Source organism: Paenibacillus sp. FSL W8-0194 (assembly GCF_037969745.1).
In the GTDB taxonomy this organism is placed as follows: domain Bacteria; phylum Bacillota; class Bacilli; order Paenibacillales; family Paenibacillaceae; genus Paenibacillus_AQ; species Paenibacillus_AQ cookii.
On record NZ_CP150205.1, the window covers coordinates 5299642 to 5312355 of the forward strand.

19 protein-coding genes are annotated in these 12714 nt (G+C 48.9%); all 19 read right to left on the bottom strand.

The features are described 5' to 3' along the window. Nucleotides 1-25: 25 nt before the first annotated feature. The gene (gene rplX, locus MKY58_RS24585; protein ID WP_339322473.1) at nucleotides 26-379 is read right to left on the bottom strand and encodes a 50S ribosomal protein L24; all 354 of its coding nucleotides are present in this window, start codon (nucleotides 377-379) and stop codon (nucleotides 26-28) included. Nucleotides 380-460: 81 nt separating this feature from the next. Further along, complete coding sequence (gene rplN, locus MKY58_RS24590; protein WP_160045381.1) at nucleotides 461-829, bottom strand: 50S ribosomal protein L14; 369 nt, start codon at nucleotides 827-829, stop codon at nucleotides 461-463. 38 nt (nucleotides 830-867) lie between these two features. Beyond that, nucleotides 868-1134 (bottom strand): 30S ribosomal protein S17, encoded by a 267-nt coding sequence (rpsQ, locus tag MKY58_RS24595; RefSeq protein ID WP_160045380.1) that lies wholly within the window; start codon nucleotides 1132-1134, stop codon nucleotides 868-870. A gap of 43 nt (nucleotides 1135-1177) precedes the next feature. Further along, nucleotides 1178-1375: a 50S ribosomal protein L29 gene (rpmC, locus tag MKY58_RS24600; protein ID WP_036712586.1), complete on the bottom strand. Its 198-nt coding sequence runs from the start codon at nucleotides 1373-1375 to the stop codon at nucleotides 1178-1180. Then, nucleotides 1365-1799, bottom strand: coding sequence for a 50S ribosomal protein L16 (gene rplP / locus MKY58_RS24605; protein WP_194234539.1), 435 nt, complete (start codon nucleotides 1797-1799; stop codon nucleotides 1365-1367). The genes rpmC and rplP overlap by 11 nt, the downstream gene beginning before the upstream one ends. 2 nt (nucleotides 1800-1801) lie before the next feature. After that, nucleotides 1802-2467, bottom strand: a complete 666-nt coding sequence (gene rpsC, locus MKY58_RS24610; RefSeq protein WP_339322474.1) for a 30S ribosomal protein S3 — start codon at nucleotides 2465-2467, stop codon at nucleotides 1802-1804. Nucleotides 2468-2480: 13 nt separating this feature from the next. Next, nucleotides 2481-2813: a 50S ribosomal protein L22 gene (rplV, locus tag MKY58_RS24615; protein ID WP_212952123.1), complete on the bottom strand. Its 333-nt coding sequence runs from the start codon at nucleotides 2811-2813 to the stop codon at nucleotides 2481-2483. Nucleotides 2814-2848: 35 nt separating this feature from the next. Next, entirely contained in the window at nucleotides 2849-3127 is a 279-nt protein-coding gene (rpsS, locus tag MKY58_RS24620; RefSeq protein WP_036712573.1) for a 30S ribosomal protein S19, read from the bottom strand. Between the two features lie 69 nt (nucleotides 3128-3196). After that, entirely contained in the window at nucleotides 3197-4027 is an 831-nt protein-coding gene (gene rplB / locus MKY58_RS24625; protein ID WP_339322475.1) for a 50S ribosomal protein L2, read from the bottom strand. Nucleotides 4028-4039: 12 nt separating this feature from the next. Further along, on the bottom strand, nucleotides 4040-4333 hold the full coding sequence (gene rplW, locus MKY58_RS24630; protein WP_339322476.1) for a 50S ribosomal protein L23: 294 nt from the start codon (nucleotides 4331-4333) through the stop codon (nucleotides 4040-4042). Then, on the bottom strand, nucleotides 4333-4956 hold the full coding sequence (gene rplD, locus MKY58_RS24635; protein ID WP_339322477.1) for a 50S ribosomal protein L4: 624 nt from the start codon (nucleotides 4954-4956) through the stop codon (nucleotides 4333-4335). The genes rplW and rplD overlap by 1 nt, the downstream gene beginning before the upstream one ends. 26 nt (nucleotides 4957-4982) lie before the next feature. Next, nucleotides 4983-5606, bottom strand: coding sequence for a 50S ribosomal protein L3 (rplC, locus tag MKY58_RS24640; RefSeq protein ID WP_339322478.1), 624 nt, complete (start codon nucleotides 5604-5606; stop codon nucleotides 4983-4985). Between the two features lie 39 nt (nucleotides 5607-5645). Next, a complete protein-coding gene (gene rpsJ / locus MKY58_RS24645) occupies nucleotides 5646-5954 on the bottom strand; it encodes a 30S ribosomal protein S10 (RefSeq protein ID WP_005544556.1) in 309 nt (102 codons plus the stop codon). Between the two features lie 313 nt (nucleotides 5955-6267). Next, a complete protein-coding gene (locus MKY58_RS24650) occupies nucleotides 6268-7614 on the bottom strand; it encodes an ISLre2-like element ISTco1 family transposase (protein ID WP_339320778.1) in 1347 nt (448 codons plus the stop codon). A gap of 278 nt (nucleotides 7615-7892) precedes the next feature. Next, a complete protein-coding gene (gene tuf / locus MKY58_RS24655; RefSeq protein WP_339322479.1) occupies nucleotides 7893-9083 on the bottom strand; it encodes an elongation factor Tu in 1191 nt (396 codons plus the stop codon). A 110-nt stretch (nucleotides 9084-9193) separates the two neighbouring features. After that, nucleotides 9194-11275, bottom strand: a complete 2082-nt coding sequence (fusA, locus tag MKY58_RS24660) for an elongation factor G (protein ID WP_339322480.1) — start codon at nucleotides 11273-11275, stop codon at nucleotides 9194-9196. Between the two features lie 50 nt (nucleotides 11276-11325). Beyond that, nucleotides 11326-11796, bottom strand: coding sequence for a 30S ribosomal protein S7 (gene rpsG, locus MKY58_RS24665; protein WP_212952126.1), 471 nt, complete (start codon nucleotides 11794-11796; stop codon nucleotides 11326-11328). A gap of 48 nt (nucleotides 11797-11844) precedes the next feature. Then, entirely contained in the window at nucleotides 11845-12264 is a 420-nt protein-coding gene (gene rpsL, locus MKY58_RS24670) for a 30S ribosomal protein S12 (RefSeq protein WP_036712553.1), read from the bottom strand. A gap of 168 nt (nucleotides 12265-12432) precedes the next feature. Then, nucleotides 12433-12684, bottom strand: coding sequence for a ribosomal L7Ae/L30e/S12e/Gadd45 family protein (locus MKY58_RS24675; protein WP_339322481.1), 252 nt, complete (start codon nucleotides 12682-12684; stop codon nucleotides 12433-12435). Between the last annotated feature and the right edge of the window lie 30 nt (nucleotides 12685-12714).

Genomic DNA, 12714 nt, shown 5'->3' on the forward strand with positions numbered 1-12714 from the left:
TAAACCTCCTTTCTTTAGCTCTCGATTAGTCGATAACTTCTCCGGATCTTTTCGCTACGCGAACTTTCTTACCGTTATCGAGCACTTTATAACCAATGCGGGTTACTTTGCCGCTCTTCGGATCGATATGCATCACGTTGGATACATGGATTGGCGCTTCCTGCTCGATGATTCCGCCTTGCGGATTCATTTGGCTAGGCTTTTGGTGTTTTTTCACCATGTTCACGCCTTCCACCAGTACGCGGTTTTCACGAGGATAAGCTGCAATGACGCGGCCTTTTTTGCCTTTGTCTTTACCGCTGATCACCATTACTGTGTCGTCCTTTTTAACGTGAAGCTTGTTGTTGTAGGATTCCAGAACCTTTTTCACTTTTGGCATTCGTTACACCTCCTGCGGGCTTGCCCATGGCAAGTAACTTGGAACGATTTATTCAATCGGTTATCCGATTCAATTGAAGACTTAGATAACTTCCGGTGCCAAGGAAACGATTTTCATGAAGTCTTTATCACGAAGTTCGCGTGCCACTGGTCCGAAAATACGAGTTCCGCGTGGGCTCTTGTCTTCTTTAACAACAACCGCTGCGTTTTCGTCAAATGCGATGTAAGATCCGTCCTTACGACGTACGGAACGTTTCGTACGAACGACAACAGCCTTGACTACGTCACCCTTTTTGACAACGCCGCCTGGTGTTGCTTGTTTTACGGAACAAACGATCAAATCGCCAATCGCTGCAGTACGACGTCCTGTTCCTCCCAATACGCGGATACACATCAGTTCCTTCGCACCGGAATTGTCAGCTACTTGCAGACGTGTAAATGGTTGAATCATTGAAATTTCCTCCTTTCGGAAAAACTGTCGCTATATCTTTAGATGATAACCGCTTTTTCAACGACTTCTACCAGTCTCCAGCGCTTATCTTTGGAGATTGGACGAGTTTCCATGATTTTAACGGTATCTCCGATTTGTGCAGTGTTGTTCTCATCATGCGCTTTAAATTTTTTAGTGTATTTAATGCGTTTGTGATAGAGATCATGCTTCTTGTAAGTTTCAACAGCTACGACAATGGTTTTATCCATTTTGTCGCTGACAACTTTACCGATTTGCACTTTACGAGCATTGCGTTCTTCGCTCATCGTTAGCCTCCTTCCTGAATACAGGCAATAATGACTGCATCAATTAACTAATCCCAAGTTCTCTTTCACGGATGACGGTTTTAGCACGAGCTATTTCCCTGCGCACATCACGGATCCGAGTCGGGTTATCAAGCTGTCCGGTAGCCAATTGAAAACGGAGGTTAAAGAGTTCTTCTTTAAAGCCCGCAATCTTTTGCTCAATTTCTGCAGTGGTCAAGTTACGCAGATCATTAGCTTTCATTTGCTTCACCACCCAATTCTTCACGTTTCACAAACTTCGTTTTGATCGGCAGCTTGTGAGCGGCGAGACGCATCGCTTCGCGAGCAACTTCCTCTGGCACGCCTCCAAGTTCAAACATAATCTTGCCTGGTTTAACAACTGCGACCCATTTTTCAACGTTACCTTTACCGCTACCCATACGAACCTCAAGAGGTTTTTGAGTGATCGGCTTATCTGGGAAAATTTTAATCCAAACTTTACCACCGCGGCGGATGTAACGAGTCATCGCGATACGCGCTGCTTCGATTTGGCGGTTCGTGATCCAAGTTGGCTCCAGAGCCTGCAGACCGAATTCGCCGAAGTTGAGCTCAGTGCCGCCTTTTGCCATACCCTTCATGTGACCGCGTTGCTGCTTGCGGTGTTTTACACGTTTTGGTACCAACATGATTAGTTGCCTCCTTCCTGAGCTACTTGTTTCTTAGCCGTAGGAAGAACCTCTCCACGATAGATCCATACTTTCACGCCAAGACGGCCGTAAGTCGTATGTGCTTCAGCTGTACCGTAGTCGATGTCAGCACGAAGCGTATGAAGTGGAACAGTTCCTTCACTGTAGCCTTCCGTACGAGCGATTTCAGCGCCGCCAAGACGTCCGCTGACTTGAGTTTTGATACCTTTAGCGCCTGCACGCATCGTTCTTTGGATTGCTTGTTTCAATGCACGACGGAAAGAAACGCGGCGTTCCAATTGTTGTGCAATGCTTTCTGCAACCAAGATCGCGTCCATGTCCGCTTGTTTGATTTCAGAAATGTTGATGTGAACTTTTTTACCGCCTGCAATTTTCGTTACTTGGTTCCGCAGTACTTCGACTTCAGAACCACCTTTACCGATAACCATGCCTGGTTTCGCAGTGTGGATCGTTACGTTCACACGGTTAGCCGCTCTTTCGATTTCGATGCGAGATACGGCAGAGTCTTTCAATTTATTTTTAAGGTATTCACGAATTTTAACGTCTTCCAGCAAAAGATTTCCGAAATCTTTGCCTGCATACCATTTCGATTCCCAATCACGGATAATACCGATCCGGAGTCCGACTGGATTTACCTTTTGGCCCACACGTTATCCCTCCTTATTTTTCAGATACCACCAAAGTAATGTGGCTGGTGCGTTTGTTGATTCGGCTCGCACGACCCATGGCACGTGGACGGAATCTCTTCATGGTCGGCCCTTGGTTTACGTAAACCTGGCTCACAACCAAATTGTTAATATCCATCGAGTAGTTATGCTCAGCATTGGCGATCGCCGAGTTCAGCAGCTTCTCTACGACCAGGGAAGCCGATTTCGGAGTGTGGCGAAGAATGGCGATGGCCTCACCAACTTGCTTACCGCGGATCAAGTCAACCACGAGCTTGACTTTACGAGGAGCAATCCGGATCGATCTGGCATGTGCTTTTGCTTCCATTTGTTTTACCTCCTCTCAAACAAAGAGCTTCAGTTTTATCTTCTTGTTTTCTTGTCATCGTCCGTATGACCTTTGTAAGTACGCGTTGGCGCGAACTCGCCCAACTTGTGACCTACCATGTCTTCCGTTACGTATACAGGAACGTGCTTGCGTCCATCATATACACCGAACGTGTGACCGATAAATTGCGGGAAAATCGTAGAGCGGCGGGACCAAGTTTTGATAACGGCTTTCTTGTTCGATTCGTTCATCGCTTCTACTTTTTTCAGCAGGTACCCATCAACGAAAGGTCCTTTTTTCAAACTGCGACTCATCTATAAAATCCTCCCTTCGTCCAATCTCTCGTTACTTTCGGCACTTCACAAAGTTATGCACAGCGTGCATTATTTTGTGCGGCGGCGAACGATATACTTGTCAGAAGCTTTTCCTTTTTTACGCGTTTTGTAACCAAGGGTTGGTTTGCCCCATGGAGACATAGGCGATTTGCGTCCGATTGGAGCGCGGCCTTCACCACCACCGTGAGGGTGATCGTTAGGGTTCATGACGACACCGCGAACTTCAGGACGTTGTCCGAGCCAGCGGCTGCGGCCTGCTTTACCGATTTTGATCAATTCATGATCTTCGTTGCCTACGGAACCGATCGTCGCGCGGCAAACTTTCAGGAGCTTGCGAACTTCGCCGGAAGACAAACGCACGGATACGTACTTTTCTTCTTTACCGAGAAGCTGAGCTTCTGTACCGGCAGCGCGAACCAATTGTCCGCCTTTGCCAGGCTTCAGTTCGATGTTGTGGATAACGGTACCTACCGGAATGTTTTCCAGCGGAAGCGCGTTACCGATTTTGATGTCGGCGTTAGGGCCGGATTCGATCTTGTCTCCGACTTTCAGACCTTTTGGAGCGATGATGTAACGTTTCTCTCCGTCTGCATAGTGGATCAGAGCGATATTGGAAGTACGGTTCGGGTCATACTCGATTGTAGCAACGGTACCTGGTATGCCGTCTTTCGTACGTTTGAAATCGATGATACGGTATTTACGTTTATGTCCGCCGCCGTGGTGACGAACTGTAATTTTACCTTGATTGTTGCGGCCGGCTTTTTTGCTGAGCGGCGCAAGCAACGATTTCTCCGGCTGGTTTGTCGTGATCTCTTCAAACGTAGAGACGGACATGTTACGTCTTGCCGGGGAAGTCGGTTTATACTTTTTAATAGGCACGTTTACTCCTCCTTACTCTACAGATTCAAAAAACTCAAGCGGTTTGCTGTCTTGGCTCAGCGTTACGATGGCTTTTTTCCACTCGGTCGTATAACCGTTGTAGCGGCCATAACGTTTCGGCTTCGCTGGGACGCGCATCGTATTAACGTTAGTCACTTTCACTTTGAAAATAGACTCAACGGCTTGTTTGATCTCGGTTTTGTTGGCACGAATGTCAACCTCGAAAGCGTATTTCATGTCGCTCATGTATTCGGCCGTACGTTCCGTAATCACCGGACGTTTGATAATATCACGAGGGTCTTTCATTACGCGAGCACCTCCTCTACCTTCTGAACTGCTTCTTTCGTAATGATCAGCTTGTCGTACAGAAGTACGTCAAGAACATTAATGCCGTCTGCCGCTACGAATTTCACGCCAGGAATATTACGTGCGGAAAGAGCCACATTATCATCATAGCTAGGAGCCACGATCAGGGCTTTGCGTTCCACTTTCAGGTTGTTCAGGATGGCTGCGAATTCCTTGGTTTTAGGAGCGTTCAACGCAAGTGCATCCAGAACGATGATGTTGTTGTCGATCACTTTGGAAGACAACGCGGATTTGATCGCCAAACGACGAACTTTCTTAGGAAGCTTGAACGTGTAGCTGCGTGGCGTTGGGCCAAACACAGTACCGCCGCCTTTCCATTGTGGTGCACGGATCGAACCTTGACGAGCACGGCCTGTGCCTTTTTGTTTCCAAGGCTTACGTCCGCCGCCGCGTACTTCAGAACGGCCTTTCACTTTATGCGTACCGCGACGCAAAGACGCTCTTTGCAGCAATACGGCTTGGTTCATGACATGAACGTTTGGCGTAATACCGAATACCGCATCGTTCAGTTCCAATTCATCTACTGGGCTTCCGCTAACGTTAAACACGGATACTTTTGGCATTTATTGTTCCTCCTTTCCTTAGGTGATTATTTCTTCACCGTTTCACTAATTTTCACGAAGCTGTTTTTAGGGCCTGGGATGGCGCCTTTGATCAGCAATACGTTGCGTTCTGTGTCAACTTTAACAACCTCAAGCTTTTGAACCGTTACGGTCACATGACCCATCTGTCCTGGAAGGTGTTTGCCTTTAGGAACGCGGTTTGCTTGGATGGAACCCATGGAACCTGGTCCACGATGGTAACGGGAACCGTGAGCCATTGGTCCGCGGCTTTGTCCCCAACGTTTGATAACGCCTTGGAAACCTTTACCTTTGGACGTGCCAGTTACGTCAACATACTCGCCTTCCGCAAAAATGTCAGCTTTCAGCTCTTGGCCAACCTCGTATGCTCCGAGGTCAACACCGCGGATTTCGCGAACGTAGCGCTTAGGTGCAGTGTTAGCCTTTTTGGCATGTCCTGCTTCCGGTTTATTGGCACTTTTCTCTTTTTTATCGGAGAAACCGATTTGGATCGCTTCGTATCCATCGTTCTCGATATCTTTCTTTTGCAGAACAACGCAAGGACCTGCTTCCACTACAGTTACAGGAATTACATTACCTTCAGCGGTAAATACTTGAGTCATTCCGAGTTTTTTTCCTAAGATACCTTTCATGTTGACACCTCTTTTCCCTTCTTGATTCCTTGACGGAAATTACAGTTTGATTTCGATATCTACACCGGACGGCAGGTCCAAGCGCATAAGAGCATCCACAGTTTGTGGAGTTGGGTTCACAATGTCGATCAGACGCTTATGAGTGCGCATTTCGAATTGCTCCCGAGAATCCTTATACTTGTGTACCGCACGGAGAATGGTAATGATTTGTTTTTCAGTTGGAAGCGGAATCGGTCCGGATACACCAGCACCAGAACGTTTCGCAGTTTCAACGATTTTCTCAGCGGATTGATCAAGAATTCTGTGATCGTAAGCTTTCAAACGAATACGAATTTTTTGCTTTGCCATTTTAGTCCCTCCTTCTATCGCCCAATTTGGTATCGGACATACTCCGTGAAAATTTTCTGACATCCTGCTCCATGGCAAAGGGGCCGGGTGTGTCAGTAACCTCTCACATCATCGCAACGTCTCAGAACAACATTCACTATTATATAGAAAGATTGGGCGTAATGCAAGCTTTAATAAGAAAAAGTCAGTGTCAAGCTAGCGTGGGCAGTCATTTAAGATGCCTGGAACGCGAACCCCGAAGGAACCTCTTCCTTGTAAGCGCTTTGCTTCGTTCTTTCATCAAACACAAGTGATTTGTCAGAATTTTTTGCCGTTATCCGCGAAGTGCTTTGAGTGCCATACCCGTTGTGCTGCTTTGCTTCGGTCCTTGCAGCATGCGAATCATTCCAGCGATACAACCCTTGACCGGTTGCGTCACGTTCTTGAGCAATTGCCGCATGTTTATCGACTGCTGCGGCGTTGCCTGCTTACTCGCTTGTCCTTCAACCGTTCTTACCACCGTGCCCGCTTCTTGAATCCTCATCATCGTCCTCAGCATCGCCCTGACGCCTCGCTCACTCCAACTGTACCCGCCACGCTTCGTCCGCTTGGCGAATATACGCATCTGCGATTCCGCGCTTCCCATCGGGCGCATGCCGCTTGTGTCGATCCCCTTCGCCTGGAGTGTTTTTCGGTAGTCGTCCAAATGCTTCTCATGCCGCTTTAGAAATCTTTTATACGGCTTCCAATCCTTCCGGTTCTCTTCCGCTATCTCTTGCTCCGACACGCCTTCCAGGACCGCCATAAGCGCGGCTGCATCCTGTTTGGCCAAAGACCGTCTCACGGTCTCCCACACCTGCGGCAAATGACCAACAAAGCGTTTCAAATCACGCGCCACATGAAAGCGGTCCAGCATGTACAGACATTGGTGAAAGTAGGATGTACATTCCCCGATCCACGCCGCGCCGTCTCCGTTCACCACAAGCCACGTGTTCTCGTCGATTTCGTAACGCTCCACCAGAAAGTCCCCGAACCCTTCCCAGAAGTCGCCGCCGCTCGTATGCAGGTAATGCTGTTTGTTCTTCAGCTGTACCCGCTTGCCGTTCTTCTCCCAGCCTTCGTGTACGACTGCAATTGCGTTCTCCATCCCGCGCTTTTTGCTCCGCTGCAGCTTCGTGTACAGCCCATCCACTTCCACGAACAGCACGCGGGCAGCGCGCCGTTTCACCGCTGGCATCGGCTGTTGCGCACGCTCCATCAGTTTTTCCCTGATCGCTTGGTGGCTCAGCACATTGTAGCCCAAAAGCTGCTCCAGCCGCTTTGCGCTGTCCCGGTACGACGGTCCTTGGCTTGCGAATGCGATTGCTGTCTCTTCCAAATGCGGACTGACTTTCCCGCGCCCTTCGAATTGCAACAGCTGATCCAGCAGATACACGTGTTTGCCGCTTCTACGGTCACAGTACAATCTCCGCTTAAAGCGCACATTCCCGAACACTGTGTTGACGCTTGTTTCACGCTCGTCCTTTACTCGATAACGCTCTCGGTCCCGTTGCTCCAGGATCTGCTGATCCAGCGCCTCCAGCACCTGCTTCATCGCACGAGCGAATTCCTCCTGCATTTTCCGGAAAATCCATTGCTCAATCTCTTTCATCGTCGGCATTATTGTGGTAAAGTGGCTCACAGGAGCTTCCTCCTTCTTGGTGTGTTGTGCGTCAAACATCACTTTACCAAGGGAGAAGCTCTTTTTCTATATCCGCTTTTTCCAATTCCTACACCCACAGAGATTTTACACTATCTAAGAAAAAAAGCAAAAGGCACTTCCCGGAAAAAGAAGTACCTTTTGCTTGCCTTGCGTTTACGTCACAATGTTACTCGTTCCAGCACAATGTTGCATATCGTATATCGTTCAGACTCCGGAAGTTGAAGCTTCAGTAACGAAGCTGCTTCATTCCAAAATCATTACTTGATGATGCTAGCTACCGCACCTGCACCAACTGTACGTCCGCCTTCGCGAATGGAGAACTTCGTTCCTTCTTCGATCGCGATTGGGGAGATCAGTTGTACAGTTACAGTGATGTTGTCGCCAGGCATAACCATTTCAGTTCCTTCTGGCAGGTTGATGATACCTGTTACGTCAGTTGTACGGAAGTAGAACTGAGGACGGTATCCAGTGAAGAAAGGCTTATGACGTCCGCCTTCTTCTTTAGTCAGTACGTAAACTTGAGCAGTAAACTCAGTGTGTGGGTTTACGGAAGCTGGTTTAGCAAGTACTTGACCGCGTTCGATTTCTTTACGGTCTACACCGCGAAGAAGAGCACCGATGTTGTCGCCGGCTTGAGCGGAGTCAAGCAATTTGCGGAACATTTCAACGCCGGTAACGACGGATTTTTTAGTTTCTTCAGCAATACCGACGATTTCAACTTCGTCGCCGACTTTAACTGTACCACGCTCTACGCGGCCAGTAGCAACGGTACCGCGGCCAGTGATGGAGAACACGTCTTCGACTGGCATAAGGAAAGGTTTGTCAGTGTCGCGTTCTGGAGTTGGGATGTACTCGTCGATGATGTTGAACATTTCAACGATTTTTTCAGCCCACTCGCCGTCTGGGTTTTGCAGAGCTTCACGAGCGGAACCGCGGATGATTGGAGTGTCGTCGCCTGGGAATTCATATTCGCTCAGGAGATCGCGTACTTCCATTTCAACCAGTTCAAGCAGTTCGTCGTCTTCAACCATGTCGCATTTGTTCAGGAATACGACGATGTAAGGAACGCCTACCTGACGGGACAACAGGATGTGTTCGCGAGTTTGCGGCATTGGGCCGTCAGCTGCGGATACAACCAGGATTGCGCCGTCCATTTGAGCTGCGCCAGTGATCATGTTTTTAACGTAGTCGGCGTGTCCTGGGCAGTCAACGTGTGCATAGTGACGAGCAGGAGTTTCGTATTCTACGTGTGCAGTAGAGATCGTGATACCGCGTTCGCGCTCTTCTGGAGCTTTGTCGATTTGGTCGAATGCTACGGCAGCGCCACCGTATTTTTTGGACAATACAGTTGTGATTGCTGCAGTCAAAGTAGTTTTACCATGGTCGACGTGACCAATCGTGCCAATGTTAACGTGCGGTTTAGTACGTTCAAATTTAGCCTTTGCCATTTTGAACAATTCCTCCTTAAATGGAATAAATGTTGTATGTTTATGCCGGCCGGCATTTATGCAGGGTTTCTTGGATGTTGATGATCCGGCCAGTCTTTAAAACGTAAAACTTATTCGGCAGAGCCTTTGGACTTCGAGATGATCTCTTCGGCGATGTTACGAGGAACTTCCTCATAGTGAGAGATTTCCATCGAGAACACGCCGCGTCCTTGGGTACCGGAACGAAGTGTGGTCGAGTATCCGAACATTTCGGAGAGAGGCACCTTCGCACGAATGATTTGTGCACCGGAACGGGAATCCATACCTTCGATCCGTCCGCGGCGGGAGTTCAGCATACCCATTACGTCGCCCATGTATTCTTCAGGCACGGTAACTTCGACTTTCATGATTGGCTCGAGCAGGACAGGGTTACACTTGTCTTTTGCTGCTTTAAGCGCCATGGAACCGGCAATCTTAAACGCCATTTCGTTGGAGTCGACATCATGGTAGGAACCGTCTACGATCGTAGCTTTGATGTCCACGATCGGGAAGCCGGCGAGAACACCATTTTTCATGGCTTCTTCGATACCATTCAGTGCAGGCTGAATATATTCTCTTGGTACCGCGCCACCGACAATCTTGCTGTCAAACTGGCTGCCAGTACCTGCTTCGAGAGGTTCGAACTCAACCCATACGTGACCGTATTGACCACGACCACCGGACTGACGAACGAATTTACCTTCAACGCGAGCTGGTGTACGGAAGGTTTCACGGTAAGCAACCTGCGGTTTACCCACGTTGGTTTCTACCTTGAACTCGCGACGCATGCGGTCGATGATGATGTCGAGGTGAAGCTCACCCATACCAGCCAAAATCGTTTGACCGGTTTCTTCATCCGTATGAGCACGCAGCGTAGGATCTTCTTCCGTCAATTTGCTCAAAGCAACGCCCATTTTGTCTTGGTCGGCTTTGGTTTTAGGTTCAACGGCAATCTCGATAACCGGTTCAGGGAAGTTCATCGATTCGAGAATTACCGGAGCTTTTTCGTCGCAAAGCGTGTCGCCCGTACCCGTATCTTTCAAACCTACGGCAGCCGCGATATCACCAGCGTAAACTTCGCTGATCTCTTGACGGCTGTTCGCGTGCATCTGAAGGATACGTCCGATACGTTCGCGTTTGCCTTTGGTTGCATTCAATACGTAAGATCCGGATTGAAGGATACCGGAGTATACGCGGAAGAATGTCAATTTACCGACATAAGGGTCAGTCATGATTTTAAATGCCAAAGCCGCAAACGGCTCTTCGTCGGAAGAGTGGCGTTCTACCTCGGATCCGTCCTCAAGGTGACCTTGAATCGACGGCACGTCGACTGGAGATGGCAAGTAATCGATAACGGCGTCCAGCATCAGCTGAACCCCTTTGTTACGGTACGAGGAGCCGCAGACAACCGGGAAGATCTTAACTTCGCAGACCCCTTTGCGGAGTGCAGCTTTCAGTTCCGGAACGGTGATTTCTTCGCCTTCCAGATACTTCATCGTCAATTCTTCGTCGAGTTCCGCAACCTTTTCGATCAATTCCGCGCGAAGTTCTTCGACTTGGTCTTTGAACTCTGCAGGAATTTCGGTTTCCTCGATGTTTTGACCCAGGTCGTCTTTGTACATGTAAGCTTTTTGTTCGACCAGGTCGATGATTCCTCTGAAGTCGTTTTCCGCGCCGATCGGCAATTGAATCGCAACCGCGTTCGCTTGCAGACGTTCACGCATGTCTTTTACGACGTTCAGGTAGTCGGCTCCGATGATATCCATTTTGTTTACATATGCGATCCGTGGTACGCCGTAACGGTCAGCCTGTCTCCATACGGTTTCAGACTGAGGCTCAACGCCCTCTTTCGCACTGAAAACGCCTACTGCCCCATCCAATACACGAAGGGAACGTTCAACTTCAACAGTGAAGTCAACGTGCCCTGGGGTATCAATGATATTGACGCGGTGACCTTTCCAAGAAGCGGTCGTCGCAGCGGAAGTAATCGTGATCCCGCGCTCCTGTTCCTGCTCCATCCAGTCCATCGTAGCTGCACCCTCGTGAACTTCACCGATTTTGTGCGTACGGCCTGTATAGAACAAGATCCGCTCTGTGGTGGTCGTTTTACCAGCGTCAATATGCGCCATGATCCCGATATTACGTGTATTTTTCAAGGAGAACTCTCTTGCCATGAAAATAGTCTCCCTTCAAAATTGAAGTGTAATATATGATGAACTGAATCCTACCAGCGGTAGTGAGCAAACGCTTTGTTCGCCTCAGCCATTTTGTGCGTGTCTTCGCGTTTCTTGACGGAAGCGCCTGTGTTGTTGGATGCATCGATGATCTCTGCAGCCAAACGCTCTTCCATCGTTTTCTCACCGCGGCTGCGGGAGTAGTTTACGAGCCAACGAAGTCCGAGAGCTGTACGTCTCTCTGGTTTTACTTCGATAGGCACCTGGTAGTTCGCACCACCGACACGGCGAGCTTTAACTTCCAGTACTGGCATGATGTTTTTGATGGCTGCTTCAAACACTTCCATAGGATCTTTACCCGTACGTTCTTGAATCAGGTTGAACGCGTTGTAAAGAATGCTTTGAGCAACACCTCTCTTACCATCCAGCATGATGCGGTTGATCAGACGAGTAACCAGCTTGCTGTTGTACACCGGATCTGGCAGCACGTCTCTTTTGGCAACTGGACCTTTGCGTGGCATGGATATCCCCCTTTCTTACGTCTTGGTTGTTACAAAGCGGTTAGCCGCTTATTTTTTAGCTTTCGGACGCTTAGCGCCGTATTTGGAACGAGCCTGCATGCGGTTGTTTACGCCAGCCGTATCAAGCGCGCCGCGAACGATATGGTAACGTACACCCGGAAGGTCTTTTACCCGTCCGCCGCGAACCAATACCACGCTGTGCTCTTGCAGGTTGTGTCCGATCCCCGGAATGTAAGCAGTAACCTCGATGCGGTTCGTCAAGCGAACACGGGCATACTTACGAAGTGCGGAGTTCGGTTTTTTCGGAGTCATCGTACCTACACGGGTGCAAACCCCACGTTTTTGAGGAGCGCTCAAATCCGTATCTTCACGCTTCAAAGCGTTGTATCCTTTCTGCAGAGCAGGGGACTTCGATTTGTAGATTTTAGCTTGACGTCCTTTGCGAACCAGTTGGTTAATTGTTGGCATTGTTAGCCACCTCCTTCCAATATGTTCATTCTCCTTACAAACCTCTTTTTTAAGTCCACAGACCCAGGCGGTTCATAAAAGAACAAATGAAAAGTTTTTGCCGAGAGAAGCCTGGCTTCCCTAACAAAAACGTTTCTTACGGTATTAACTTGCCTTCATCCCATATTGCTATGGTTTCACGATGGCAGCCATCGCTGCGCCCACTTCAATCCCGCATGCTTTCCCCAAATGCTGCATGGTGTCCACATAGGTGATCTTCACGCCGTGCTTGCTGCACAGCCCTTCGATCTTGGAAATGAGCCGGAATTCCGCATCCTCTGCCACATAAACTTCTGCGGCTTGGCCTGACTCCACAAGTTTCATGGTCTGTTTGGCCCCGATTTTGACATGAGCATCCTGTAATCCTTTATCATTAGACATCTTTACGATTCCTCCAAAAGCACAGGGATG